At 59.8% G+C, this 25,206-nt stretch carries 24 protein-coding genes; 13 read left to right on the top strand and 11 right to left on the bottom strand.

The features are described 5' to 3' along the window. Window positions 1–4: 4 nt before the first annotated feature. The 6 genes from rlmH to KHU30_RS18215 form a co-directional block, all read right to left on the bottom strand. Entirely contained in the window at window positions 5–475 is a 471-nt protein-coding gene (gene rlmH / locus KHU30_RS18190) for a 23S rRNA (pseudouridine(1915)-N(3))-methyltransferase RlmH (protein ID WP_211444033.1), read from the bottom strand. A gap of 24 nt (window positions 476–499) precedes the next feature. Continuing rightward, window positions 500–1,129 carry a ribosome silencing factor gene (rsfS, locus tag KHU30_RS18195; protein ID WP_211444034.1) on the bottom strand — a complete coding sequence of 210 codons (630 nt, stop codon included), beginning with the start codon at window positions 1,127–1,129 and terminating at the stop codon, window positions 500–502. Next, on the bottom strand, window positions 1,130–1,804 hold the full coding sequence (locus KHU30_RS18200; protein WP_211444035.1) for a nicotinate-nucleotide adenylyltransferase: 675 nt from the start codon (window positions 1,802–1,804) through the stop codon (window positions 1,130–1,132). Window positions 1,805–1,818: 14 nt separating this feature from the next. Beyond that, on the bottom strand, window positions 1,819–2,757 hold the full coding sequence (hemF, locus tag KHU30_RS18205; protein ID WP_211444036.1) for an oxygen-dependent coproporphyrinogen oxidase: 939 nt from the start codon (window positions 2,755–2,757) through the stop codon (window positions 1,819–1,821). Between the two features lie 153 nt (window positions 2,758–2,910). Further along, entirely contained in the window at window positions 2,911–4,185 is a 1,275-nt protein-coding gene (gene purD, locus KHU30_RS18210; protein ID WP_211444037.1) for a phosphoribosylamine--glycine ligase, read from the bottom strand. Window positions 4,186–4,211: 26 nt separating this feature from the next. Beyond that, window positions 4,212–4,937, bottom strand: coding sequence for a YebC/PmpR family DNA-binding transcriptional regulator (locus tag KHU30_RS18215; RefSeq protein ID WP_211444038.1), 726 nt, complete (start codon window positions 4,935–4,937; stop codon window positions 4,212–4,214). A gap of 91 nt (window positions 4,938–5,028) precedes the next feature. Here KHU30_RS18215 and KHU30_RS18220 point away from each other — a divergent pair, with 91 nt between their 5' ends. The 4 genes from KHU30_RS18220 to KHU30_RS18235 all read left to right on the top strand — a co-directional run bounded on the left by KHU30_RS18220 (window position 5,029) and on the right by KHU30_RS18235 (window position 8,828). After that, the gene (locus KHU30_RS18220) at window positions 5,029–6,531 is read left to right on the top strand and encodes a helicase HerA-like C-terminal domain-containing protein (protein WP_211444039.1); all 1,503 of its coding nucleotides are present in this window, start codon (window positions 5,029–5,031) and stop codon (window positions 6,529–6,531) included. A 129-nt stretch (window positions 6,532–6,660) separates the two neighbouring features. After that, a complete protein-coding gene (locus KHU30_RS18225) occupies window positions 6,661–7,572 on the top strand; it encodes a DMT family transporter (protein ID WP_211444040.1) in 912 nt (303 codons plus the stop codon). A gap of 83 nt (window positions 7,573–7,655) precedes the next feature. Then, the gene (locus tag KHU30_RS18230) at window positions 7,656–8,630 is read left to right on the top strand and encodes a quinone oxidoreductase family protein (protein WP_211444041.1); all 975 of its coding nucleotides are present in this window, start codon (window positions 7,656–7,658) and stop codon (window positions 8,628–8,630) included. Between the two features lie 18 nt (window positions 8,631–8,648). Next, window positions 8,649–8,828, top strand: a complete 180-nt coding sequence (locus KHU30_RS18235; protein WP_211444042.1) for a hypothetical protein — start codon at window positions 8,649–8,651, stop codon at window positions 8,826–8,828. Between the two features lie 74 nt (window positions 8,829–8,902). Here KHU30_RS18235 and KHU30_RS18240 read toward each other — a convergent pair whose 3' ends face one another. Beyond that, the gene (locus KHU30_RS18240; protein WP_211444043.1) at window positions 8,903–9,544 is read right to left on the bottom strand and encodes a DUF4136 domain-containing protein; all 642 of its coding nucleotides are present in this window, start codon (window positions 9,542–9,544) and stop codon (window positions 8,903–8,905) included. Between the two features lie 486 nt (window positions 9,545–10,030). Between KHU30_RS18240 and pepN the strand changes: the two genes are divergently transcribed. The 4 genes from pepN (at window position 10,031) to KHU30_RS18260 (ending at window position 15,044) form a co-directional block, all read left to right on the top strand. Beyond that, window positions 10,031–12,742, top strand: a complete 2,712-nt coding sequence (pepN, locus tag KHU30_RS18245) for an aminopeptidase N (RefSeq protein WP_211444044.1) — start codon at window positions 10,031–10,033, stop codon at window positions 12,740–12,742. A 67-nt stretch (window positions 12,743–12,809) separates the two neighbouring features. Then, entirely contained in the window at window positions 12,810–13,811 is a 1,002-nt protein-coding gene (locus tag KHU30_RS18250) for a class 1 fructose-bisphosphatase (RefSeq protein ID WP_211444045.1), read from the top strand. 152 nt (window positions 13,812–13,963) lie between these two features. After that, window positions 13,964–14,248, top strand: coding sequence for a hypothetical protein (locus KHU30_RS18255; protein ID WP_098495752.1), 285 nt, complete (start codon window positions 13,964–13,966; stop codon window positions 14,246–14,248). Between the two features lie 238 nt (window positions 14,249–14,486). Then, complete coding sequence (locus tag KHU30_RS18260; RefSeq protein ID WP_211444046.1) at window positions 14,487–15,044, top strand: DUF2726 domain-containing protein; 558 nt, start codon at window positions 14,487–14,489, stop codon at window positions 15,042–15,044. Window positions 15,045–15,067: 23 nt separating this feature from the next. Here the strand turns inward: KHU30_RS18260 and KHU30_RS18265 are convergent, their stop codons facing one another. Next, the gene (locus tag KHU30_RS18265; protein ID WP_407928103.1) at window positions 15,068–16,471 is read right to left on the bottom strand and encodes a GGDEF domain-containing protein; all 1,404 of its coding nucleotides are present in this window, start codon (window positions 16,469–16,471) and stop codon (window positions 15,068–15,070) included. A 228-nt stretch (window positions 16,472–16,699) separates the two neighbouring features. On the opposite strand from KHU30_RS18265, the gene KHU30_RS18270 reads away from it, so the two are divergent. Beyond that, entirely contained in the window at window positions 16,700–17,086 is a 387-nt protein-coding gene (locus tag KHU30_RS18270; protein WP_211444048.1) for a nucleotide pyrophosphohydrolase, read from the top strand. A gap of 41 nt (window positions 17,087–17,127) precedes the next feature. Here the strand turns inward: KHU30_RS18270 and KHU30_RS18275 are convergent, their stop codons facing one another. Beyond that, a complete protein-coding gene (locus tag KHU30_RS18275) occupies window positions 17,128–17,565 on the bottom strand; it encodes a MerR family transcriptional regulator (protein WP_211444049.1) in 438 nt (145 codons plus the stop codon). A gap of 69 nt (window positions 17,566–17,634) precedes the next feature. Here KHU30_RS18275 and KHU30_RS18280 point away from each other — a divergent pair, with 69 nt between their 5' ends. Then, window positions 17,635–18,870 carry an NADH:flavin oxidoreductase/NADH oxidase family protein gene (locus KHU30_RS18280; RefSeq protein ID WP_211444050.1) on the top strand — a complete coding sequence of 412 codons (1,236 nt, stop codon included), beginning with the start codon at window positions 17,635–17,637 and terminating at the stop codon, window positions 18,868–18,870. Between the two features lie 13 nt (window positions 18,871–18,883). Here the strand turns inward: KHU30_RS18280 and KHU30_RS18285 are convergent, their stop codons facing one another. Then, the gene (locus KHU30_RS18285; protein WP_211444051.1) at window positions 18,884–19,744 is read right to left on the bottom strand and encodes a PhzF family phenazine biosynthesis protein; all 861 of its coding nucleotides are present in this window, start codon (window positions 19,742–19,744) and stop codon (window positions 18,884–18,886) included. A gap of 211 nt (window positions 19,745–19,955) precedes the next feature. Here KHU30_RS18285 and KHU30_RS18290 point away from each other — a divergent pair, with 211 nt between their 5' ends. From KHU30_RS18290 to KHU30_RS18300, 3 genes are all read left to right on the top strand, one after another. Continuing rightward, window positions 19,956–20,954: a M14 family zinc carboxypeptidase gene (locus KHU30_RS18290; protein WP_211444052.1), complete on the top strand. Its 999-nt coding sequence runs from the start codon at window positions 19,956–19,958 to the stop codon at window positions 20,952–20,954. Next, window positions 20,947–21,756, top strand: coding sequence for an alpha/beta fold hydrolase (locus KHU30_RS18295; protein WP_211444053.1), 810 nt, complete (start codon window positions 20,947–20,949; stop codon window positions 21,754–21,756). Before KHU30_RS18290 ends, KHU30_RS18295 begins: the two co-directional genes overlap by 8 nt. Before the next feature lie 270 nt (window positions 21,757–22,026). Further along, window positions 22,027–24,537 (top strand): carbohydrate-binding protein, encoded by a 2,511-nt coding sequence (locus KHU30_RS18300; protein ID WP_211444054.1) that lies wholly within the window; start codon window positions 22,027–22,029, stop codon window positions 24,535–24,537. Here the strand turns inward: KHU30_RS18300 and KHU30_RS18305 are convergent. Continuing rightward, a complete protein-coding gene (locus KHU30_RS18305; protein ID WP_211444055.1) occupies window positions 24,502–24,987 on the bottom strand; it encodes a hypothetical protein in 486 nt (161 codons plus the stop codon). The two genes, KHU30_RS18300 and KHU30_RS18305, sit on opposite strands and share 36 nt — an antisense overlap. Window positions 24,988–25,206 lie beyond the last annotated feature (219 nt).

The raw sequence follows: 25,206 nt of genomic DNA on the forward strand, positions 1-25,206 counted from the left end.
CTGTTTACACGCGATGATAAGGGTGGTTCTGGGTAATCGACCAGGCGCGGTAAAGCTGTTCCGCCAGCAGCACCCGCACCATGCCGTGCGGCAGCGTCAGGCTGGAAATGCGCAGCAGGCTGTCGGCCTTGGCCTTGAACTCAGGATCGAGGCCATCGGCGCCGCCGATGATGAAGGCGACGTCGCGGCCATCGCGCTGCCATTGCGTCAGTTGCTGCGACAGCTGGACGCTGGTGAGGTCTTTGCCGCGCTCGTCGAGGGCGACGATGCGCACGCCTTTCGGCAGGACGGCTTCAATCCGGCTGCGCTCCAGCGCCATGGCGGAAGCGGCCGTGTTGCTGCCGGAGCGTTCGACGGGTTTGATTTCCTTGAGGACGATGCGGCAGTCCGGCGGCATGCGTTTCGCATACTCGCCGAAGCCGGTCTCTATCCATGCCGGCATTTTGTGGCCGACCGCAGCGATGATGAGCTGCATTGCTGGAGCTGTTCCTGCAGCAGCTTATTCAGCTGCCTTGGTTTTTGCCGGAGCGCGCTTGACGGCCGGCTTCTTGGCCGGTGCCTTCTTCGGCGCGGCAGTCTTCTTAGGCGGAATCGAGCTCTTCGATGGCGCTACCTTGATGGTCTTGCCGACCGCCTTCTTGACGCCGTCGGTCTTGACCGGCTTCTTGCGCGCCGGCGCTTTCTTCGGGGTGTCGTCTTCCGGCTTCAAGGCTTGCGAAGTGGTCAGGTGGCGCGAGATCTTCTTCGGCGCTTCTTCTTCGGCTGCCGTGCGGGTCGAAACGCGCTTGGCGGCGCCGAACTTGACTTCCTTGTCGCCCCAGATTTCTTCCAGGCGGTAGTAGGCGCGGATCGCCGGCTGCATGATGTGCACCACCATGTCGCCCATGTCGACCAGCACCCACTCGCCAGTGTCTTCACCTTCAACGCTGAGAATGTTGCCGCCGTTTTCCTTGACCTTGTCGCGCACCGAAGCGGCCAGCGCCTTGGTCTGGCGGTTGGAAGTACCGGAAGCAATCGCGATGCGGTCGAACAGGCCGGTCAGGTGGACCGTGTCGTAGACGCGAATGTCTTGGGCTTTGACGTCTTCGAGGGCATCGATGACGAGACTTTGTAGTTTTTTGATATCCATTTAATTCTTATAGAGATGATGTTGTTCAATATAGTCCAGTACTGTCGCCGGGACCAGCGTGTCGGGTCGTTTTGCGTTGTGCAGTGCGGCACGAATTTCTGTTGCCGAAATATCTACAGCCAGGTTCCTTGCCAGGTAGGTCAAGCCGTGCGCGCTCTGGCGTATCTGTTCCGGGGTGGCGGCGCGGCGTGTGAATTCGCGCGTGACCTCGGCTGGAACCTGCGATGCATCCATGGCAAAACCGGGCCGCGAAGCCACGCCCAGATGGGCGTAGTCAAACAGGCGATCCCAGCCTTGCCAGGTATTCAAGTGCTGCAACTGGTCCGCACCCATCAGGAAAACGATAGATGCCTGCGGGCCGAGCTCGGCCCGCAATGATTGCAATGTATCAATGGTATACGTTGCCGTCTTGCGCTCGATTTCCTGGCTATCGATGACCAGCGGCACGCTTTGCTGGCTGAAGGCGCGCTTCACCATCTCGACCCGTTGCTCCGGACTGGCTTCCAGCCCGTGTTTTTGCCAAGGGTTGCCGGCAGGAATTACCCGCAGCTCGTCTGGCGCCAGCAAGGTGACAAAATATTTCGCCAGCGCCACATGACCATTGTGGACCGGATCGAAACTACCGCCGAGAACTGCTACGCACTGCCTGGATCGTGGAGAATGATTGGATGTCATTGCGGACTTGCTTATCAAACCCACTCGCGATGGATCAGGAAATCGGAATATAAACGGGCTTCCGGGCTTCCTGCCGCTGGCTGCCAGTCGTAGCGCCACTTGACCACGGGCGGCATCGACATCAGGATAGACTCGGTGCGTCCCCCGGATTGCAGACCGAACAAAGTGCCGCGATCATACACTAAATTGAATTCAACATAGCGTCCGCGACGATATGCCTGGAAATCGCGCTCGGTTTCGCCATACGGCGTGTCCTTGCGGCGCGCCAGGATCGGCGTGTACGCCGGGATGAACGCATTGCCCACGCTTTGCATCATGGCGAAGCTTTGTTCAAAGCCCAGAGCATTGAAATCGTCGAAGAAAATGCCGCCGACGCCGCGCGGTTCCTTGCGGTGCTTCAGGTAGAAATAGTCGTCGCACCATTGCTTGAAGCGCGGATACAGTCCCGGGCCCTGGCCGCCAGCGGTGTCAAAGGGCGTCAGCGCGTCGCGGCAGGTGCGGTGGAAATGTTCCACATCTTCGCTGAAACCGTAGTAGGGCGTGAGATCGATGCCGCCGCCAAACCACCAGACCGGCTCCTGGCCTTCCGCGCTGGCGATGAAGAAGCGCACATTCATGTGCACGGTGGGCGCGAACGGATTGCGCGGATGCATGACCAGCGAGACGCCCATGGCTTCCCAGGTGCGGCCAGCCAGTTCCGGGCGGTTGGCTGCTGCGGAGGGCGGCAGGCTGCTGCCCATCACGTGCGAGAAGCCGACGCCGCCGCGTTCCAGCACATTGCCTTCTTCGATGATGCGAGAATTGCCGCCGCCGCCTTCGGCACGTTGCCATTGATCGCTGCCGAAGGGCTTGCCGTCAATCTGTTCCAGGGCCGCGACAATGCGCGCCTGCAGGTCGAGCAGATAGGATTTGACGGCGCTGGCCGGACTGCCGGGAGAGATGTTTGAAGTCATCGTGCGAATCGGTGGTGCCTATAAATATGCTGGTTTGCCAACGTCAAAAGCATAAACCGTTTAGTTAAATTGGGGTCAGGATATTTCGCCGTGCGTGACGAAACTCCTGACCCCAACTTGTTTTGCTGCAGCCGCCGCCAGCGGCTAAGCTGCTCAGCCGTGCTTTTTCAGCGCGCGCCAGCCGATATCGCGGCGGAACTGCGAGCCGCTGAAATGAATCAGGTCGACCACGCCGTAGGCTTGTTTCTGCGCCATCTTGACGCTGTCGCCCAAACCCACCACGCACAGCACGCGGCCGCCGGAAGTGGTCAGGCGTTCGCCGTTCAGTGTGGTGCCGGCATGGAATGTCACGGTATCGGCGTTCTCCGGCGGAATGCCGGAAATCAGGTCATCCTTGCGCGGTGCGTCCGGGTAGCCGGCGGCTGCCATCACCACGCCCAGCGCGGTGCGGCGGTCCCACTCCAGCTCAATCGTGTCGAGCGTGCCGTTGACGGCATGTTCCATCACCACCAGCAGATCGGTCTTGAGGCGCGCCATGATTGGCTGGGTTTCCGGATCGCCCATGCGGCAATTGAATTCCAGCGTCTTCGGATTGCCTTTGTCGTCGATCATCAGGCCGGCGTACAGGAAGCCGCTGAACGGAATGCCGTCCTTGGCCATGCCTTGCACGGTCGGCGTGATGATTTCACGCATCACGCGCGCATGCAGCGCCGGCGTGACGATAGGCGCCGGCGAATACGCGCCCATGCCGCCGGTATTCGGTCCCAGGTCATCGTCCTTGAGGCGTTTGTGGTCCTGGCTGGTCGCCAGCGGCAGGATGTTCTTGCCATCCACCATGACGATGAAGCTGGCTTCTTCGCCGGCCAGGAATTCTTCGATCACGACGCGCGCGCCGGCATCGCCCAGGCGATTATCGGACAGCATCATGTCGACCGCGCCATGCGCCTCTTCCAGGGTCATGGCCACGACCACGCCCTTGCCGGCGGCCAGGCCGTCGGCCTTGATGACGATCGGTGCGCCTTTTTGATCGATATACCGATGCGCCGCGGCGACGTCGGAGAAGGTCTGGTATTCCGCAGTAGGGATGTGGTGCCGCTGCATGAACGACTTGGCGAAATCCTTCGAGCTTTCCAGCTGCGCCGCTTCCCGCGTCGGGCCGAAGATCTTCAGGCCGCGGGCACGGAAAATATTCACGATGCCGGCCGCCAGCGGCGTTTCCGGGCCGACCACGGTCAGCGCCACATGTTCGCTCTCGACGAAATCGGCCAGGGCGGCCGGATCGGTGATGTTGATGTTTTCCAGGCGCTGGTCGAGCGCCGTGCCGCCGTTGCCAGGCGCGACGAAGACCGTTTGAATGCGCGGGGATTGGGCGATTTTCCACGCCAGGGCATGCTCGCGGCCGCCAGAGCCCACTACCAGAATTTTCATATGAGTCCGTGTATCTGTCTTCAGTATCAGTCTGCAATGACTGCGTTGCTATAAATTTCTTGTACGTCGTCCAGGTTTTCCAGCGCATCCAGCAGCTTTTGCATCTTGACCGCGTCGTCGCCGGTAAACACGGTTTCGGTCGCCGGTTTCATGATGATTTCCGCCATTTCAGCCTTGAAGCCGGCCTTTTCCAGGGCTTGCTTGAGCGCCGCAAAGTCGTGCGGGCCGGAAATGACCTCGATGCCGCCTTCTTCGTCGGTGATGACATCTTCGGCGCCGGCTTCCAGCGCCGCTTCCATCAAGGCATCCTCATTGGTGCCGGGCGCGAACAGCAGCTGGCCGCAATGCTTGAACATGAATGCCACCGAACCTTCGGTGCCCATGTTGCCGCCGAACTTGGAAAAAGCGTGGCGCACTTCGGCCACCGTGCGGATTCTGTTGTCAGTCATGCAATCGACGATGATCGCCGCGCCGTTGATGCCATAGCCTTCGTAGCGTACTTCTTCATAGCTGACGCCGTCCAGGCTGCCGCTGCCGCGCTGGATCGCGCGGGTGACGTTATCCTTGGGCATATTGGCGTCAGACGCCTTGTCGACCGCCAGCCGCAAACGCGGGTTGGCGTCGATGTCGCCGCCGCCCATGCGGGCCGCAACGGTAATTTCCTTGATCAAGCGGGTCCAGATTTTGCCGCGCTTGGCATCGGTGGCGGCCTTCTTGTGCTTAATATTGGCCCATTTGCTGTGTCCAGCCATGATGGTTCTTTCTTGCTCTAGTTAGCTATAATCAAAGCGCAATTTTACCATATTGGCCTTTCTTGAAATCCACTTCTGAGCTCGCGAAAACATGTCAAACCCTCTCCTGATAGCCAAGAATGCCAAGCAAGACCTGATGCTCCTGCCGGCATTGGTGAACCGCCACGGCTGCATTACCGGCGCCACCGGCACCGGCAAGACCGTGACCTTGCAGGTGATCGCCCAGGCCTTGTCGGAGCGTGGCGTGCCGGTGTTCATGGCGGACGTCAAGGGCGACCTGTCCGGCATGGCCAAGGCCGGCGCCGCTTCCAGCAAGATGAAGCAGCGCCTGGAGACGCTCGGCATCGAGGAGCCGCAGTGGAAGGCCACGCCGGTCACTTTCTGGGACGTCTACGGTGTGCAAGGCCATCCGGTGCGCGCCACCATTTCTGACTTGGGTCCGCTGCTGCTGGCGCGCATGCTGAACCTGAACGATACCCAGCAGGGTGTGCTGCAGCTGGTGTTCAAGATCGCCGACGACAACGGCTTGCTGCTGCTGGACCTGAAGGACTTGCGGGCGATGCTGCAGCACGTCGGCGACAATGCCGCCAGCTTCCAGACCGAATACGGCAATATTTCGGCGGCCAGCATCGGCGCCATCCAGCGCGGCCTGATCGGCATCGGCGAGCAGGGCGGCGAGCAATTCTTCGGCGAACCGATGCTGAATATCGACGATCTGATCCAGACTGATGGCAACGGCAAAGGCGTGGTGAATATCCTGGCCGCCGACAAGCTGATGAACGCGCCGCGCCTGTACTCCACCTTTTTGCTGTGGATGCTGTCGGAGCTGTTTGAACATTTGCCGGAAGTGGGCGATCTCGACCAGCCGAAGCTGGTGTTTTTCTTTGACGAAGCGCATCTGCTGTTCAGCGAGGCGCCCAAACCCTTGCTGCAAAAAATCGAGCAGGTGGTGCGCCTGATACGTTCCAAGGGCGTCGGCGTCTTCTTCGTCACCCAGAATCCGCTCGACATTCCCGACACCGTGCTGGGCCAGCTCGGCAACCGCGTGCAGCATGCGCTGCGCGCTTATACCCCGCGCGATCAAAAGGCGGTGCAGGCTGCCGCCGACACCTTCCGTGCCAATCCAGCCTTGAATACCGCGGAGGTGATCGGCGAACTCGGGGTCGGCGAAGCGCTGGTATCTTTCCTCGACGAGAAGGGCCGTCCGACCATTGTCGAACGTGCGTTCATCCTGCCGCCGGCTTCACAGATCGGACCGATCAGCGATGAGGAACGCAAGCAGCTGATGGCGACATCCATCGTTGCCGGCGTTTATGAAAACGCGGTCGACCGCGAGTCCGCTTACGAAAAACTCAAAGGCCGCGGCGGCGCTACGCCAACGGCCAAAGACGGCGCTGAAGCCGGCGCGGATTCATCGATAGGCGCTACCGTCAGTTCCTGGGGCAGCGCACTGGGCGGCTTGCTCGGCGGCGGTTCCGGCCGCAAGGATAGCGTGGTGCAGGCGGTGGTGAAATCGGCTGCGCGCACCGTCGGTTCGCAAGTCGGCCGCGAACTGATACGCGGCGTGCTGGGCTCCTTGCTGAAGAAAAAGTAAACCTCCCCTGCGCTTTGCAGGCAATCCGTGATCGCGCGAACGGGAAAAATGGCATCGCCATTTTTTCCTATCCAATCCCTTAACAACGCGATCTTCACATACCCATTACAATTCCCCCATGAGCATTCGATGAGCAGCAAGTTACCGGCGGTCGATCGCCAGCTTTTTCTTGGCGGCCTGGCAATTGCCGTCGCCGGCGCGATTCTGTTTTCAGCCAAGGCGATTGTGGCCAAGCTGATTTATCGCTATCCGGTCGATGCGGTGTTGCTGATCACTTTTCGCATGCTGTTCGCCTTGCCTTTGTTTGCTGCGGTGGCGGTGTGGAAGGCGCGCAGCGAAACGCCGCTGTCGAATCCGGACCGGGTGCGGATAGTGGTGCTGGGATTGATCGGCTATTACCTGTCGAGTTTTCTGGATTTCCTCGGCTTGCAGTATATTTCGGCCGGGCTGGAACGTTTGATACTGTTTTTGACGCCGTCCTTTGTGCTGCTGATGTCTTTCTTTTTTTATCAGCGCCGGGTGAGCTGGCTGGAATGGGCGGCATTGCTGATTTCCTATCTGGGAACGGTGCTGGTGTTTTTGCATGACGTGCGCCTGGGCGGCGCCAGTGTCGGCCTGGGAAGCATGCTGGTGCTGGGAGCGGCGATCAGCTACGCGCTCTACCTGATGCTGTCGGGCGAGCTGGTGAGCCGGGTCGGAGCGATGCGGCTGGTGGCGTATGCGATGTGCGTTTCGTGCGCCGCCTGCATCGTGCAGTTCCTGCTGCTGCGGCCTTGGCCGATGTTGTTGCAGCAGCTTCCGCAAGTGTATGGCTTGTCGTTGATTAATGCGGTGTTTTGCACGGTGCTGCCGGTGTTCCTGACGATGATCGCGGTGGCGCGCATCGGCCCCGCGACGGCGGCGCAGGCAGGCATGGTGGGGCCGGTTTCAACCTTGTTTTTGGGTGCGCTGATCTTGGGAGAGCCGATTACGGTGATTCAGCTGACAGGCACCGGTCTGGTGTTGGTGGGGATTTATCTGATCTCAAAGAAGAAGGCGTAAAAGCCCAGTCAGATAATGATTTTTGCAGTTTCATGCGATGTTAAGCAATAGCACAAGAGAATCATTAGGAGGTGAAAGCAATCATGGTAAAAGCAATCAGGATATCGAAAACCGGCGGTCCCGAAGTCATGGAGTATGTCGACGTTGAAGTTGGCGACCCCGGCCCGGGAGAGGTCCGGATCCGGCACGCCGCCTGCGGCTTGAATTTTATCGACGTCTATTTCCGCACCGGTTTGTATCCGCAGCCCTTGCCGGGTGGCCTTGGCCAGGAGGCCGCCGGCGTGATCGAGGCAGTCGGCTCGGGCGTGACGCACGTGAAAGTCGGCGACCGCGTGTCCTATGCGACCCGGCCCAACGGCGCCTATTCCGAGGCGCGCGTGATGCCAGCCGCGTTCCTGATCAAATTACCCGATGCCATCAGTTTCGATACCGCGGCAGCCATGACCTTGCAAGGTTTGACCGCACAGTACTTGTTCCGCCGTACTTTCCCTTTGCGCGGCGGCGAAACCATCCTGTTCCACGCGGCCGCCGGCGGCGTCGGCCTGATCGCCAGCCAATGGGCGCGGGCGCTCGGGGTGACCATGATCGGCACCGTCAGCTCGGCTGAAAAAGCAGCGCTGGCGACGGCGGCCGGCTGTACCCATGTCATCAACTACAAGACCGAAAATTTTGTCGAACGGGTGCGTGAAATCACCGGCGGCAAGGGCGTGCCGGTAGTGTACGACTCGATCGGCAAGGATACCTTCATCGGCTCGCTGGATTGCCTGGCGCCGCTGGGCACCATGGTCAGCTTCGGCAATGCCTCCGGTGCGGTGCCGCCGTTCAGCCTGAACGAACTGGCGTCGCGCGGTTCGCTGACCATCACGCGGCCTTCGCTGCCCAGCTATATCTCGACGCGCGCCGACCTGGACGCCGCCGCAGCGGATCTGTTCCAGATGGTGGAGAGCAAAAAGATCACGATTGAAATCAACCAGCGCTATGCCCTGAAAGACGTGGCGCAGGCGCATGCGGACCTGGAGGGGCGCAAGACCACCGGTTCCACCATCCTGGTTCCCTGAGCACCCACTGAGGCATGAATGAATGACCCAATGAAAGACCAGCCGCAGGATGGGCTGGAAAATCCGATGCAGCATCCGGAAGAACAACCGACCGGCAGCGATGGTTCGCCCAAATTCGGCCGACTGTTGATCGTGCTGGTGCTGGTGGTGATACTGATCGGTTTCATCACCTTTGCCAGCGAATGGCTTTATAGCTGACGCCGCTGCATAAGAAAACGGCCTGTGACCCCGCTGGTGCGGGAGCACAGGCCGTTTTTTTTCATGGCCGGTGTTTACTGCTGGTCTTCCACCTTTATCTTGACCACATGCGGCACGCCGCTCTTGCCCGGGAAATCGGTAAAGGCGCTGCGCACCAGGTATGGCATCACAGCGGGCAGCGAGCTCATTTTTCCTTCGCTGCTGACGCTGACGTCATACAGTTTCTGGCCGCCGGCGGCGCGCGTGATCGTGACATTGAGGCGACGCAGAAACAGCTGATAGTTATATTCACGCTGGCCGACCACTTGCGGTCCGTACCAGAGCGGATCGTAGAAAGGATCGAAATAGCGCGGACCGAAGCGCCCCCAGCCGTAAGGACCGTAGGGGCCGTACCACATCGGATCGGCCACCACCGGTTCGACGACATGGACATCGCGCGCGGCGATGTCGTATTTCAGGGCTACCTTCAGTTGCGCAGCGGCGGCGTTATCCTGCTGCACAAATCCCAGGCGTTGCAATTCGGTCCGCACCAGACCTTCGTAGTTGCGATATTCCAGGTCATTGTTCTGCGCATCCGTATGCTCGAACACGAAGGATTTGTTCGGCAAGTCCGCCGGCCATTCGTTAAATGCGGTGACATTGCTGCTGACGACGGTGGCGCAGCCGCCTAGCAGCAATAACAGCGAGGCAAAACAGAGACTGATGATGCGTTTCATTGCGATTCCTCTTCGTGGGGGGATGTGCGGCGCAATTCCAAAGCTTGCCTGGTAGGCAAGAGCGGCAGCTGACACATGGGACGAGCGGTCTTCTGGCTAGAGGCTGAAAGAGCAGCTTGATAACAGCATTTTAGCCAAGTCTTGATAGCGCCGCTCTATCGCATTGTCACGATCTGTAACTTGCACCGGCAATCCATCCCATATGGCAACTTCTATTACCTATTGTTATGTTGCTTAATTGATATTTATTGTTTGGCGATGCAGCGTATATCTCCCTCAAATTGGATGATGCATTGCGCTTTGATTGGTAGAATCACTCTCTGCCCGAATTATTAACACTGATTAAGATTGACCAGCACGTCATTAAGCAAGTCACTGGGCTATCGCTCAGGCAGACCGCTTAGTTGCCGACTGTCGTTACCAACCATAGTTGTCAACCGAAGTTATCACCATTAACCCGTTACGTTACCTTAGCGACCATCTCCTATGCGCACCGATACTTCCGTCACGCCTCCAACCATCCATCGTAAGGATTACACCGTTCCCGCCTTCTTGGTCGACAGCGTCGACATGGGCTTCGATCTCGATCCGGCGGCTACCCGCATTGCCACCCGCATCACGATGCGCTGCAATCCGGCCAGCGCCAGCAAGGAAATCGTGCTGTTCGGCGAAGAGCTGCAACTGGTGCAGTTGCGCCTCAACGGCAAGCAGCTGAAGGCCAGCCAGTACCAGCTCGAAGGCGGCAAGCTGCGGATTCCGTCCGCGCCCGCCAAGGTGGTGCTGGAAATTGAAACCCTGACGAGCCCTGAAAAAAATACCTCGCTGATGGGTTTGTACGTTTCCAATGGCAATTTCTTCACCCAGTGCGAGGCCGAAGGCTTCCGCAAGATCACTTACTTCCCGGACCGTCCGGATGTGATGGCCAAGTACACCGTCATGCTGCGCGCCGACAAGAAGCAGTATCCGGTGTTGCTGTCGAACGGCAACCTGATCGAAGAGGGCGACCTGCCTGACGGCCGTCACTACGCCAAGTGGGAAGACCCGTTCAAAAAGCCGTCCTACCTGTTCGCGCTGGTGGCCGGCAACCTGGTGTGCCAGGAGGAAAAATACACGCTCAAGTCCGGCCGCGAAGTCTTGCTGCAGGTGTGGGTGGAAGACGGCAATCTCGACAAGACCCAGCACGCCATGGATTCGCTCATCAACAGCATCCGCTGGGATGAAGAGCGCTTCGGGCTGGAGCTGGACCTGGACCGCTTCATGATCGTCGCCGTCGGCGACTTCAACATGGGCGCGATGGAAAACAAGGGCCTGAACATTTTCAACACCAAGTTCGTGCTGGCCAATTCGCGCATCGCCACCGATGTCGACTACGCCAATATCGAGGCGGTGGTCGGCCACGAATACTTCCACAACTGGACCGGCAACCGCGTTACCTGCCGCGACTGGTTCCAGCTGTCCCTGAAGGAAGGCCTGACGGTGTTCCGCGACCAGGAATTCTCGGCCGACATGGTCGGCACCGACAGCGGCCGCGCCGTCAAGCGCATCGACGACGTGCGCGTCCTGCGCCAGGCGCAGTTCCCGGAAGATGCAGGTCCGATGGCGCACTCGGTGCGTCCTGATTCCTACGTCGAAATCAATAACTTCTATACCGTCACGATCTACGAAAAGGGCGCCGAAGTAGTGCGCATGTACCAGACCTTGTTCGGCCGCGACGGCTTCCGCAAAGGCATGGACCTGTATTTCGAACGCCACGACGGCCAGGCTGTCGAGTGCGACGATTTCCGCGCCGCCATGGTCGACGCCAACGGCCGCGACCTGAGCCAGTTCGAGCGCTGGTACAGCCAGGCCGGCACGCCGCGGGTGCAGGCGCAGGGCAAGTACGACGCCGCCAAGAAGATTTACGAATTGACGCTGTCGCAGACTTGCGCGCCGACGCCAGGACAAAGCAAGAAACTGCCGTTCCACATTCCGGTCGCGGTCGGCCTGCTCGACAGCAGCGGCAAGGACATGGCGCTGTGCTTGAGCACCGACGGCAAAGGCAAGGCCGGCAACGAAACGACCCGCGTGCTGGAGCTGACCAAGGCGCAGCAGACTTTCCGGTTTGTCGATGTCGCTGAGGCGCCGGTGCCGTCCATCCTGCGCAATTTCTCCGCGCCGGTGGTGCTGGACGTCGAATACAGCGATGCCGAACTGGCTTTCCTGCTGGCGCACGACAGCGATGCGTTCAACCGCTGGGAAGCGGGCCAGCGCCTGGCGACCCGCAGCCTGCTGGCACTCACCACAGCGGTGCAGCAGGCAGCGCAGGCCGGTCATGTAGTCGCGCTGGAAGAAGTCATGAACAGCGCCGCTTCCAACAGCGCGGCGCTGGGCCAGGCGCTCGGCCTGATCCTGAATGACGGCACGCTGGATGCCGCGTTCCGCGAGCTAGCGTTGACACTGCCATCGGAAGCGCTGCTGGCCGAACAGACCGAAGTGATCGATCCGCAAGCGATCCACACCTCGCGCCAATACCTGCGCGGCAAGCTGGGCGCAGCGCTGAAGGACGATCTGCTGGCCGCGTATCACGCCAGCCAGACGCCTGGCGACTACAGCCCGGACGCCGAAGCCGCCGGCAAGCGCGCCTTGAAGAACGTCGCCCTGTCGTACCTGATCCAGGCCGACGATGCCGCCGCCCATGCGCTGGCGCAGCAGCAGTACGACAACGCCAACAACATGACCGACCGCCTGGCCGCGCTGGTGGCGCTGACCAACAGCAGCGCGCCGGGCAAGGCAGCAGCCCTGGAAAAATTCTATACGGACTTCGAACAGGAAGCGCTGGTGATCGACAAGTGGTTTGCCCTGCAAGCCATGGCCTATACCGCCGACGTCGCCGCTATCCGCGCCCTGGCCGAGCATCCGGCCTTCACGCTGAAAAACCCGAACCGCGCGCGCAGCCTGATTTTCAGTTTCTGCAGCGGCAATCCAGCCAATTTCCATGCGGCCGACGGCAGCGGCTACGAATTCTGGGCAGACCAGGTGATCGCGCTCAACGGCGTCAATCCGCAAGTGGCTTCGCGGCTGGCGCGCAGCATGGACCGCTGGCGCAAATACGCGCCTGCGCTGCAGGAAAAAATGCGCAGCGCCCTGCAACGGGTGGCGGCAGCGCCCAATTTATCGAAGGATGTACTGGAAGTGATTGGCAAGGCATTAGCCAATTGATTTTGGCCGCTTCGCCGCCTTGGCATGCCAGCTCGGCGGCGGACAGCTACAACGAAGAAAGAGCAATATGAAACGTGTCAGTCTTACGCAGCACCTGATCGAGCAACAGCGTTTGCATAACAGCATCCCGGCTGAACTGCGCCTGTTGATCGAAGTAGTGGGCCGTGCCTGCAAAACCATCAGCCACGCGGTGGGCAAGGGCGCGCTGGGCGAGGTCCTGGGCAGCGCCGACAGCGAAAACGTGCAGGGCGAAGTGCAGAAAAAGCTGGATATCATTTCCAATGAAATCCTGCTGGAAGCCAATGAGTGGGGCGGCCACCTGGCGGCGATGGCGTCGGAAGAAATGGAATCCATCCATCCGATTCCCAACCGTTATCCGCAAGGCGAATACATGCTGCTGTTCGATCCGCTCGACGGCTCCAGCAACATCGATGTCAATGTTTCCATCGGCACCATTTTCTCGGTGCTGAAGGCGCCGGACGGCATGACAACGCCGACCGAGCAAGACTTCATGCAATCCGGCCGCAAGCAGGTTGCCGCCGGCTACGCTGTCTACGGTCCGCAAACCATGCTGGTGCTGACCACCGGCAATGGCGTCCATTGCTTCACCCTGGACCGCGAAATGGGTTCATGGGTGCTGACCCAGCGCGACATGCAAATCCCGGCCGAGACCAAGGAATTCGCCATCAACGCTTCCAATGCCCGTCACTGGCATCCGCCGGTGACGCGCTACGTCAACGAAATGCTGGCCGGCAGCACCGGTCCGCGCCAGAAGGATTTCAACATGCGCTGGATCGCCTCGATGGTGGCGGACGTCCATCGCATCCTGAACCGCGGCGGCATCTTCATGTATCCGGCCGATGCGCGTGAACCGGACAAGCCAGGCAAGCTGCGCCTGATGTATGAAGCCAATCCGATGGCCTTCATCGTCGAACAGGCCGGCGGCGCCGCTACCGACGGCAAGCAAGCGATCCTGGATATCCAGCCGGAGAAGCTGCACCAGCGCGTGCCTGTGTTCCTCGGCTCCAAGAGCGAAGTGGAGCTGGTGACGCGCTATCACCAGGAGTAAGGGAACCCTCTGCGCGGGACCGGGTCACAGTAGAAGACCCTGCGCCTGCGCGGCAGTGAAATGCCAGGCGTTGTAGAATCCCGCACTGGCAGCAGGCGCTTTGCAGCAAACGCTTTACCGCAACACACATTGATAGAAATAAGAGGAAAAGATTGAAAACTGCACTAGTCGGAGATAAGAGCATCCCCGAGTTCGACAAAGACATCATGACCAACCTGCTGATCACCATCGCAGAAGAGAAGCTGGTGCGGCAAGAACAGATGCTGATTGCTGTCCTCAATGCGAAGCAAGAGATTTACCGTGTTATCGGCGCCGCCGACCGCAAGCAGTTCAACAACGCGGTGGAAGAGCTGGAAGACCTGGAGCTGAGCAATGAGCTCAAGGAAATCGACCGGGTCAAGAACGGCTACGACGCGATTTTCGGTTTAAGCGCTTAACTGCATAATTATCGGCATAGTTTTATCGCTTTATCGAAGCTGTCAGCGCGGCGCGCCGGCAGCTTCATGGCGGCAACGGCAACTTGCCCATCGGCGCCTGCTTCTTCCCCCGTTCCTGCTCCCGCTGCCATCCCTCCCGCATCCTCTCGTACTATCCCTCTAGCTTTACATTTTTGTCTTCATTATATTTCTATATGGAAATATAATGGCCGCTGCATTCAACCAGGGGAACAGAATAATGAAAGCAATCATCGTACTGACGGTGCTGACGCTCATCATCTTGGCGGTTATTACCGTGCTCACCAGAGAGAAACAGGCGGCGCAGCAGAAGCGCCGCGAGTACATCAAGAAAAAACCTCTGTCGAACCACGAGCAAGTCCTGTACTGGCGGCTGGTCGGCGCCTTGCCGGACCATATGGTGCTGGCGCAAGTCAGCCTGGGCCGCTGCCTGGGCACCAAGGATAGCGGCGGCCTGGATTCCATGACCTCGAAGAATCTCGATTTTGTGGTGTGCGATAAAGCCAGCGACGTGGTTGCGGTGATCGAAATCGATACTAAAAACTACAGCTCCAAGATCGTCAGCAAGGAAGATGAAATAAAGTACAAGGCGCTGAAAAAGGCCGGCATCGACATCATCCGCTGGCGTGCCAATTCCTTGCCCAGCGAAGCCGATATCAGGGAGCGCTTCACCTTGCTGGACCCGAGCAAGAAGCTGCGCGTGGTGAAAAGCAAAACCCATCAGACCAGCATCTTCGGCATCGGCATCGGCAGATACCGGAATACCGGCGCCGGTTAAGCCAGCAGCGCTTGGCGCCGGCCTTACGCCGTAATCACGCAGTTGCGGCCCTGGTCCTTGGCGCGGTAAAGGCGTTCATCCGCGGCCCGGAATACGGTGTCGATCGTGGTGCCGTCGAGCCCGAACTGGGACACGCCGATACTCACCGTCAGCGTCAGCTTGGGAACCAGGATGCTTTCGAATACGGCGTTTTCGGTCGCCGAACGGATCCGCTCCCCTATCGTCACCGCCAGTTCCTGCGTCGCCTGCGGCAGCAATACCATGAATTCCTCGCCGCCCATGCGCGCCACGCTATCGTAGGGACGGATCTGTTCCGTGCATTTCTGCACGAAGCCCTGCAGCACCTGGTCCCCCACCTGATGACCGTAACGGTCGTTGATTGCCTTGAAATTATCCAGGTCCAGCGCCAGCAACGCGAATGACAGATTATCGCGCTTGGCGCGGGCGATCTCGGCATCGACCCGTTCGATGAAGTGACGGCGGTTGGCGGCGCCGGTGAGCGGATCGGTCGATGCCAGGTGCTCCAGCATCTGGTTGCTGCGCTGCAGTTCCTGCAGGGCGTTTTCGGTTCTCACCATGGCCATCGCCAGGCGGTTCACCATCTCTTCCTGATTATAGATATTGGCGAACGAACGCGTGGTGTGAAACGCCTTGACGATGCCGTAGCTGAGCATGAAGAAACCGCCGGCAAAGATCGCGTGCGCCAGCCACCACATATGGTTCCACGGCTTGCCGAGAATGAAGGCTAGCGAGGACAAGCCAAACAAGGCGATGGAAATCCCGAAAATCGTCATCATCGGCGAGCGGATCCGTCCCACCAGCATGACGGAGAGGTTGATCGCCGCAAACATCAACGCGCCGCCCTCCATCGCCAGCCGCAGCGACGGGCTGCCTGCGATCGGCGAATTGGCCGCAATCGCCACCGCCACGTTAATCGCCAGGAACGCCGCTATCCAGGCCAGCCATGAGCGCGGATTGACCCGTTGTGCCGGCGTGTCGGGTTCCTGGTTGAAAGACAGCAGGCCGATCAGCAGCAGGATCGCCATCGCCAGCCGCGAAGCCGGGCCATACAGCAGGAACAGCCAGATATTGTGGTGCGCCATGCCAGTGAACGCGCCGTGCAGCACATAGATCAGGGTGAAGCCGAGGAAACCCAGGGTCAGCCAGCGCAGCAGCGGTTCTCCCGACGACAGATAGCAGCGCCAGCTGACATAGGTAACGAACAGGCCTTCAATGGTGGCGCTGGCAATCGCGATTTCATGGAACAGGTGGTTCTCGAATTTGAGCGCAGGGTCCTGGAAAAAATACAGGTAGGCGATCAGAAAGGCCGGCGACAGGGCGAAACCGGCGATCAGGAAAGCGGCATAGATTTTGGTAACCCGGCGAATGGTTTCAGGCCGTTCGGCGATTTTTGCGCTCATGTCCATATGCATCCTTGGTCCAGATGATAATTCCGTCAGATAACGGCGGCACGGCAGTTCACAAAATGTCTGTAAGAATATGTTCCTATACGCAAGGTAACAAACATTTCCCTGTTTCGATAGGGTTTTGTGTGGGATCGATTGTTAATCTGTTATTTTTAACAGTCAGGGCAGGGTCGTATTTTTGTCCAGGCTGCATATATGATGTTGGGAAATTCAACAGGGAGTTTCAGCATGAGTGATCAGCCAGGCAAGGGGGAATACGGGGGCGAATTCGCCAAACTGCGCGAGGAAATACGCGTTTTCGTCGACGAGCGCGACTGGGATCAGTTCCATACCCCGAAAAACCTGTCGTCCGCGCTGTGTGTCGAGGCGGCCGAGTTGCTGGAACATTTTCAATGGCTGCAAACCGGCAGCAGCGAAGAGCTCGGTCCCGACAAGCTGCAACAGGTCGGGCACGAAATGGCCGATGTGCTGGTTTATCTGATTCGCCTGGCCGACAAGCTGGATATCGATCTCAACGCGGCAGTGGCGGAAAAAATGGTGCTTAACCGCGCCAAGTATCCGGCCGATCAAGTGCGCGGCGATCCGCGCAAATACCACGAATACAAAAATCCCTGACGCTCCCGCAGGCGGGGCTGGCGCGCTCCTTGTACCGCCGCTCAGCCGTGGGCGCTGGCTTTAGGGCGATGCGGGCGGGCCGGCTTGGCAAGTTTGTCTTGCGCCAAGGCGTCTGCATTCAGGCACTCGCCTTCGGCCCAGCTTTCACGCAGCGCAACGCGCAGGGCCAGCAAGTGTTGCTGCTGCTGGCGCAAGGTACCCATGAGCTGTTCGATTTCTCGCAGCCGGCCATCCAGTTTGCTCAGCAATTCATCTTTGGCCAGGTCTTCATGGCTGGCAAACACGCTGCGTATCGCATCCAGCGAAAAGCCCAGCCCCTGTGCCATCTGGATCCGCCGCAGACGTTCCACCGCTGCATCGGCATATTCGCGATAGCCGTTGGCGCCGCGTTCCGCCCTGGGCAGCAGGCCGCTTTGTTCGTAGTAGCGGATGGCGGAGGGCGCCACGCCGGTTTTTTCCGCCAGTTCCCCGATCTTCATAATGCTTGACCTTCAAGTTGACTTTAAACTTAGGATACAGTATTTCCACCTTTCTTTGACGGATCCGCCATGCAATCAGCCCTGTTTTCAAGCTTGCAACTACCGAATGGCAGCGTGCTGCCCAACCGCCTGGCCAAGGCCGCCATGGAAGAAAACATGGCTGACGCGGGACAGCTGCCCGGTCCGGCGATACGGCGTCTGTACCAGGCCTGGGCCGAGGGCGGCGCCGGGTTGATCATTACCGGCAACGTCATGATCGATGGCGCGGCGCTGACCGGTCCCGGCGGCATCGTGCTGGAAGCCGATACCCCGCTGGAGCCTTTCAGGCAATGGGCCGACGCCGCCAAGCACAAGGGCGCGCAAGTGTGGATGCAGATCAACCATCCCGGCCGCCAGGTGATGGCGGCCATGGGCGGCCGCGCCTGGGCGCCTTCGGCAGTGGCGCTCGACATGGGCAAGCACAGCAAGCTGTTTGTGCAGCCGAAAGCCATGAGCGCCGCCGAGATCGAGGAAGTCGTCGGCCGTTTCGCCGCCACTGCCGCCGCCGCCGAGCGGGCCGGTTTCAACGGCGTCGAGATCCACGCTGCGCATGGCTACCTGATATCGCAGTTCCTGTCGCCGCTCAGCAACCAGCGCCGGGATGACTGGGGCGGCAGCCTGGCCAACCGGGCGCGTCTGTTGCTCGATGTGGTGCGCGCGGTAAGAGCAACCGTCTCGGACGGGTTTTGCGTGGCGGTGAAGCTGAACTCCGCCGACTTCCAGCGCGGCGGCTTTACCGAAGACGATGCGCGGCAAGTGATTCTATGGCTGAACGAACTCTCCGTGGACCTGGTCGAGCTGTCTGGCGGCAGCTATGAAAGCCCGGCCATGCAAGGCCAGGCCGCCGATGGCCGCAGCCTGGCGCGCGAAGCCTATTTTCTTGAGTTCGCTAAAGAGCTGGCCGGCGTCGCTCGGATGCCGCTGATGACCACCGGCGGCATCCGGCGCAAGGCAGTTGCCGAGCAGGTGCTGGCCGGCGGAGTAGCCGTGGCCGGCATGGCCACCGCACTGGCGCTGGCGCCTGCTCTGCCGGCGCAATGGCGGGCAGGCGGCGACCAGGCTGCGCAAAGTCCGCAAGTCGACTGGAAAGACCAGGTCATGGCGGCATTGGCGCGCATGGCCCTGGTCAAGCGCCGCTTGCGCTTGCTGGGCGCCAGCCGCAGCACGAGCGGCAATCATTCACCGTTGCTGAGCCTGATTGTCGACCAGTTGCGTACGCGGCGGCTGACGCGGCGCTACCGGCGCTGGTCGCAGGCGCGCGCCTGAGGCGTGAATGCGCTTATAAGGTAATGGTGCCGCGACCCAGTTCGATGACATTGCCGCCCACCTGGATCGCGGCGTCGGCCGTTACTTGCAGGCGCAGCAGGCAAGGGCGCTTAACCGCCGCGCCCTGTTCAATCTGATATTGCAGCGGCAGCGCATGGCCCTTGGCGATCAGCCAGCCGCCGAGATTGGCGCAGGCCGAGCCGGTGCCGGGATCTTCGACCACGCCGCCGCCTGCCTTGGCGAAGAAATAACGCGATACGACCCGGCCAGGACGCTCAGGATCGAAAGCAAACACATAGACTGTCTTGCGTTCGAGGCTGCTGACCGGCCAGGCATCGAGCCGCCCGCTGTCGGGACAGGCGCGCTGTACCGCATCGACGCTGCGCAACGCCACCAGCAGCTGGTCGCTGCCGGTATCCACCCATAAAGGCGCATCCAGCACATCATCCGGATGCAAGCTGAGCAATGCTGCCATAGCGGCGCTTGTCATGTTCTCCGGCGCGGTCTTCAAGCCGTCCGGCTGCGGTGCGGTCAAGGTCCAGACATTACCTTCCGCGCGCACCGGCACCACGCCGGCCTTGAATTCCAGCGTCAGCGCATCGCCAGTGCCGGCCAGCTCCCGCACCACCTGGGCCGTGCCCAGCGTCGGATGGCCGGCAAAGCGCATTTCATAGTCGGGCGTGAAGATGCGCACCTTTGCATCGGCCCGTTCCGAAGGCAGGATGAAGGTGGTTTCCGAGAGATTGAACTGCAGCGCCAGCGCCCGCATGGTGGCGTCGTCCATGCCGCGCGCATCTTCAAATACGCACAGCTGGTTGCCGCCGAAAGTGGATTCCGCGAAAACGTTGAGGAGCCGGAAGGCGTAAGTGCTCATGGATGTCCTGTGGTTCTGTAGTGAGTTGAAAAATGAGTTGAAAAAGCTGCACGCACTGCATCTGCACGCGATTCTTGCGCAAGGGCGAAAGCGCTATCCTACCGCACCGAGTATGCGGTTTTCAGCTATTTCCTTGACAATATCGGCGACATGGCGCAAAAGTTTACCTTGTGCCGATCCATCGTTCATCGGTCAGCGGAGGCTCCAAAAAATGGACTTCAATTTACCCGAATTGATCGAGCTGGAACGCATCATCCAGGAAGGCCAGCCTTACCTGGACAGCAGGATTGTGTGCGACATCGAACTGAAGGGCCATCGCTTCCCGGTCTATGTCCTCGGCATCGGCAGCAAGGATCCGGCTGCGCCCGCGGTCGGCTTCTTCGGCGGCGTGCACGGCCTCGAAAAGATCGGCACCCGGGTATTGCTGGCCTTCTTGCGCAGCTTACTGTCGCGTATGAAATGGGACGCGGTGCTGCATCACCAGCTGGCCTCGGTACGCCTGGTTTTCATGCCGCTGGTCAATCCCGCCGGCATGTGGGACAGCACCCGCTGCAATCCGCGCGGCGTCGACCTGATGCGCAATGCCCCGGTCGATGCCAGCGAGAAGGTGCATTTCCTGCTGGGTGGGCAACGCATCAGCGCACGCTTGCCATGGTATCGCGGCGTCAGCGATGCGCCGATGGAAGCAGAAGCCCAGGCGCTTTGCAGCGTGGTGCGGGAGGAACTGATGAGCCGCGAGTTCAGCATCGCCCTGGACTGCCATTCCGGCTTCGGCGCCAAAGACCGCATCTGGTTTCCTTACGCGCACAGCCGCACGCCGATTCGTCATTTGCCCGAAATTCTCGCCCTTGCCGATTTATTCAACCAGACCTATCGGGAACACAATTATCTGTTCGAGGCTCAAAATTCTCAGTATCTGACCCACGGCGACCTGTGGGATTACCTGTACTTGCAGATGCCACCCGGTGGCGAACAGGTATTTTTACCGCTCACGCTGGAGATGGGATCCTGGCTCTGGGTAAAGGAAAATCCGCGCCAGCTGTTTTCCCGGCAGGGGATATTCAATCCCAGATCGCCGAGCCGGCTGCATCGGGTGCTGCGCAGCCATCTGATCTGGTTTGAATTCCTGACCCATGCCGCCAGCGCCCACAAGAACTGGATGCCGGCCAGTTCCGCGAGTGCTGCGCAAAGCGCTGCCTGCCATGAGTAAGTGGGTGTTCCTGCGCGGGCTGATGCGGGAGGCGCGGCACTGGGGCGAATTTCCAGAGCTGTTTCGGACAACAGTGCCGGAGGCTGACATCACACTGCTCGATCTGCCGGGCAACGGCCGCCTGCATAAGGAGCGGAGCCCGGCGCGCGTGGAAGACATGACCGAAGCCTGCCGCCGCCAGCTTGTGAGCCAGGGCATTTTGCCGCCTTATCATTTGTTTGCCTTGTCGCTCGGCGCCATGGTCGCCATCGACTGGGCCGCGCGCTATCCACAGGAAGTGGCGGGCTGCGTGCTGCTCAATACCAGCCTGCGGCCGGTCAGTCCGTTCTACCAGCGCCTCAGGCCGCGCAACTATCCGACACTGCTGACCCTCGCCATGCCGGGACTGCGTCAGCGCAATTTCGCCAGACAGGAAAGCCTGCTGCTGCAGCTGACCAGCAATCGCTGCGCTACGCAAGCGGACGTGCTGACAGCCTGGATCGGCTATCAGCGCGACCACCCGGTCAGCTACAGCAATGCCTGGCGCCAGCTGTACGCCGCGATGCGTTACCGCGCGCCGCAACATGCGCCGTCGATGCCGCTGCTGATCCTGGCCGGCGGCGCCGACCGCCTGATCGATCCGCGCTGTTCGCTCAACCTTGCGCATCTGTGGCAGGCGCCGCTGGCGGTGCAGGCTGCGGCCGGTCACGACCTGACGCTGGACGCTGGGGATTGGGTCGCTGAACAGGTGCGGAACTGGCTTGCGGCAATACCGGCCCAGGCCGGGGAAACCGCCGCTGCCGGCTTTGTATCACTTGATTGACACCAAGTAGGCCAGGCTCTGACACAATTTCACCGCAGCCGATCCAGGCTGCGCGTTGTCCCGCCATAGTTCAAGGGGGCATTTCCTGCGCAATTGCTGGCTCTGCGAGCAACTCGCATCAATTCTGTACCAGTCACTCCCCAGTCTTGACACCATATCAATTTTGATATTGCCTAAGGACAATAATTCATTGGATGAATATTGCCATAGTTCCCATACTGTGAAAGCACGGCAATCTAAAACAGCAAATCATTCCTCAAGGAGACATACATGACTTGGTTGAATAGCAAGCGGGGTATCACCGCGCTGTGTTTCAGTATTGGCTTGAGCTTGTACGGATGCGGCGGCGGCAGCAGCGACAGTGGTACCGGCGGCGCCAGCGCAGCCAAGGCCAGCGTGGCCGCCTTGGCCAGCAACACGCCATCCCCTCCCATGCCGCAGATTCCGGTTGCATCGCCGCCTATGGGCTGGTCGTCATGGAATAGCCTGGAAGAAAACGTCAGCTACAACACCATCAAGGCCGAGGCCGACGGCCTGGCGGCATTGAACGCCAATATCGCGTCCGGTCCCAAATATCAATACGTGAATATCGATGAGGGCTGGTGGACTTCCGGCCAGCGGGATGCCAGCGGCAATTTCATTGTCGATGCCACGCAATGGCCAGGCGGCATGCAAGCCATGGCGCAATACATTCACAGCAAGGGCCTGAAGGCAGGTATTTATATCGATGCCGGTCCGGTCGGTTGCGGCACTAGGGCAAACGGGACACATTTTGTCGGCAGCGACTACGCGCACTACACGCATGACTTCTTACAGTTTGCCCAGTGGGGATACGATTTCGTCAAAGTTGATTTCTGTGGCGGCAGCAGCGCCTCTTACGATCCGCAGAATGCCTACACGGCGGTTGCCGCCGCAGTCCAGAACGCCTATGCGCAAACCGGGCACTTGCTGGCGCTGAACATCTGCGACTGGGGCACCATCGGCAGTAACAGCGCCTACCCTGATTATCAGCAGGGACCGTGGGCATGGGCCCCTGGCCTGGCCGTATCGTGGCGGACTACCGGCGATATTTATGGTCCCAATAGCGGCGTGCCGAATTTTGGCGCTGTCACTGGCAATCTCGCCGGCAACTACCATCCCGAGGCACAGCATACCGGTTACTACAATGATCCAGACATGATGATTGCGGGTATGGGAATGTCAGCCGTACATGATCAGGCACACGTCAGCCTATGGGCGCTTTCCGGTGCGCCGCTCATCCTAGGCAACGATCTGGCCAAGCCTGTTTCGACTGCCACCATCGGCTTGATCACGAACCCGGAAGTGATTGCGATCGATCAGGATGCGCTGGGAGTGCAAGGCCTGCTGGTTGCGCAGTCCGGCGCGCAGCAAGTCTGGTCCAGGTTGCTGGCCGGCGCTGGGCAGCGTGCGGTAGTTCTGTTCAATAACACGGCGGCCGATGCTGCCATGACGGTGACATGGAATCAGCTCGGCTTGCTGCCATCGTCGGCCAGCGTACGCGATGTATTGGCGCAGAAAGATCTCGGCAGCTATGCCAGCTCCTACACCGCCCCCGTGGTGCCGGCAGGCGGCGTAGTCATGCTCAGGATCGGCGGCACGGACACGTCGGCAACGAGTTATCAGCCGAGTTCACTGTCGGGCGGTGCGGTCTATGCATCGTGCGCCTCTTGTGCCAGCGGGAGCAAGGTGACCAGCCTTGGCTCAGTCGTGTTCAGCGGCGTTACGTCGGCTAACGCAGGCGGCTTTGTCCAGATTGCCTACGTCAACAGCGGCACGCAAACGCTCAAGGCGAAACTGAGTGTGAATGGCGGACTGGCAAGCACGCTCGCATTCCCGCCAAGCGGCAGCAACGGCAGCGTTGGCACGGTAACGGCTTACGCCTTGCTGCAAGCTGGGCAAAACACGATTACGCTGTCCAGCGTGGATAGTGCAACAGCCGCGCCGGACATCAGCGGCATCGCGACCGTTGCCGGTCCGATAGCGCTCCAGCCTTTCCATGCAACGTATGAAGCCGAAGCTGCAAACAATACCTTGAGCGGCGGCGCCGTAGTGGCGAATTGCCAGCCGTGCTCGGGCGGCAGGGATGTGGGCTATATCGGCAACGGCGGAACGCTCGTCTTCAACGGCGTTGCGGCGCCATCCACGGCAAGTTACACCATCACGATCGGCTACGTTAACGGCGATGCGGGACCACGTTCGGCACAAGTCAGCTTCAATGGCGCGGCGCCGGTAACCGTGTCGTTCCCGTCAACCGGGGGATGGTCAAGTGTCGGAACGTTACAAGTTACTGGCGTACTCCAAAGCGGCAATAACACACTGACGATTTCCAATCCGTCAGGCTGGGCTCCCGACATCGACGGTATTGCCATGGCGTCTCAGCAGCTCCATGCGAAGTACGAGGCGGAGGCGGCAAACAATACCTTGAGCGGCGGCGCCGTCGTGGCCAATTGCCAGCCGTGCTCGGGCGGCAAGGATGTGGGCTATATCGGCAACGGCGGAACGCTCACCTTCAATGGCATTGCAACATCGTCCGCAGGCAGCTATACCGTCACCATCGGCTACGCTAACGGCGATCCGGGGCCGCGTTCGGCGCAAGTCAGCTTTAACGGCGCAGCACCGGCAATCGTGTCGTTTCCTCCCACCGGCGGATGGTCAAGTGTGGGAACCGTGCAGGTAACGGGTGTATTCCAAAATGGAAATAACACGCTAACGATCTCGAATGCATCAGGTTGGGCTCCCGATATTGATGACATACAGTAGCAAGTCAGCTGCATACCAAGATCGGTCAACAGGTGATGGGGGACTGGAGGAAGTGACCATCGACAGCCGCGGAACTCGGATCGGCCTATGGAAGCAATCACCAAGAGCCTGGTATTCCTCTTGGGAATATCCCCCGACGCCGTCTTCCGTCCGGCGCGCCTGGGCGTAATTCACGATATCTTGCGCTGTCAGTTCGGCGGCGACCTTGTCGCCCGGTTTTGGGATTAGCCGCTTCATCATGCAATGCTCGTTCGACATTGGAGCTGCAGGGCGAGCGGATTTTTCGCGGACGGTTTGATAATCGGCAATGAGCGTTGCAAGGTCCGTTTTCAGGACGCTGGGGTTCCCGGACTCGACGTCAATTCGGTAGCGCGCGCCGATCTCTCGGCTTCTGACTTTAATGCGAACTTGAGCGCGCCAACGTTTGCCGATTGCTAGCATGGATGCCACGTAATCTCCGCTGTTTTGTCTTCGGGGGGGGGGAGCAAATCTGTAGCAATCAGAACGTTAACTTGCCTGATTTTGCGTTAACGGGAATGATAAGGGAGAGGCTGTAAAACGATCCTAAGTTATTGAATTTATTGAGTGTTTTCAATGAAAACAAAGACTTATTCCCCCCATTGATTTTCCCCGTCTCGCCATAGTTCAAGGGGACATTCCCCACGTAAT

Source organism: Collimonas humicola (genome assembly GCF_018304945.1).
GTDB classification, from domain to species: Bacteria; Pseudomonadota; Gammaproteobacteria; order Burkholderiales; family Burkholderiaceae_D; genus Collimonas; species Collimonas humicola.

Coding starts and splice junctions, on each gene's coding strand:
- KHU30_RS18260 (WP_211444046.1), top strand. CDS start 14,487: ATGAAAGCAATCATCGTACTGACGGTGCTGACGCTCATCATCTTGGCG.
- KHU30_RS18235 (WP_211444042.1), top strand. CDS start 8,649: ATGAATGACCCAATGAAAGACCAGCCGCAGGATGGGCTGGAAAATCCG.
- KHU30_RS18250 (WP_211444045.1), top strand. CDS start 12,810: ATGAAACGTGTCAGTCTTACGCAGCACCTGATCGAGCAACAGCGTTTG.
- KHU30_RS18285 (WP_211444051.1), bottom strand. CDS start 19,744: ATGAGCACTTACGCCTTCCGGCTCCTCAACGTTTTCGCGGAATCCACT.
- KHU30_RS18270 (WP_211444048.1), top strand. CDS start 16,700: ATGAGTGATCAGCCAGGCAAGGGGGAATACGGGGGCGAATTCGCCAAA.
- KHU30_RS18220 (WP_211444039.1), top strand. CDS start 5,029: ATGTCAAACCCTCTCCTGATAGCCAAGAATGCCAAGCAAGACCTGATG.
- KHU30_RS18265 (WP_407928103.1), bottom strand. CDS start 16,471: ATGGACATGAGCGCAAAAATCGCCGAACGGCCTGAAACCATTCGCCGG.
- KHU30_RS18275 (WP_211444049.1), bottom strand. CDS start 17,565: ATGAAGATCGGGGAACTGGCGGAAAAAACCGGCGTGGCGCCCTCCGCC.
- KHU30_RS18230 (WP_211444041.1), top strand. CDS start 7,656: ATGGTAAAAGCAATCAGGATATCGAAAACCGGCGGTCCCGAAGTCATG.
- hemF (WP_211444036.1), bottom strand. CDS start 2,757: ATGACTTCAAACATCTCTCCCGGCAGTCCGGCCAGCGCCGTCAAATCC.
- KHU30_RS18290 (WP_211444052.1), top strand. CDS start 19,956: ATGGACTTCAATTTACCCGAATTGATCGAGCTGGAACGCATCATCCAG.
- purD (WP_211444037.1), bottom strand. CDS start 4,185: ATGAAAATTCTGGTAGTGGGCTCTGGCGGCCGCGAGCATGCCCTGGCG.
- KHU30_RS18200 (WP_211444035.1), bottom strand. CDS start 1,804: ATGACATCCAATCATTCTCCACGATCCAGGCAGTGCGTAGCAGTTCTC.
- KHU30_RS18295 (WP_211444053.1), top strand. CDS start 20,947: ATGAGTAAGTGGGTGTTCCTGCGCGGGCTGATGCGGGAGGCGCGGCAC.
- KHU30_RS18215 (WP_211444038.1), bottom strand. CDS start 4,937: ATGGCTGGACACAGCAAATGGGCCAATATTAAGCACAAGAAGGCCGCC.
- KHU30_RS18240 (WP_211444043.1), bottom strand. CDS start 9,544: ATGAAACGCATCATCAGTCTCTGTTTTGCCTCGCTGTTATTGCTGCTA.
- rlmH (WP_211444033.1), bottom strand. CDS start 475: ATGCAGCTCATCATCGCTGCGGTCGGCCACAAAATGCCGGCATGGATA.
- rsfS (WP_211444034.1), bottom strand. CDS start 1,129: ATGGATATCAAAAAACTACAAAGTCTCGTCATCGATGCCCTCGAAGAC.
- KHU30_RS18300 (WP_211444054.1), top strand. CDS start 22,027: ATGACTTGGTTGAATAGCAAGCGGGGTATCACCGCGCTGTGTTTCAGT.
- pepN (WP_211444044.1), top strand. CDS start 10,031: ATGCGCACCGATACTTCCGTCACGCCTCCAACCATCCATCGTAAGGAT.
- KHU30_RS18280 (WP_211444050.1), top strand. CDS start 17,635: ATGCAATCAGCCCTGTTTTCAAGCTTGCAACTACCGAATGGCAGCGTG.
- KHU30_RS18225 (WP_211444040.1), top strand. CDS start 6,661: ATGAGCAGCAAGTTACCGGCGGTCGATCGCCAGCTTTTTCTTGGCGGC.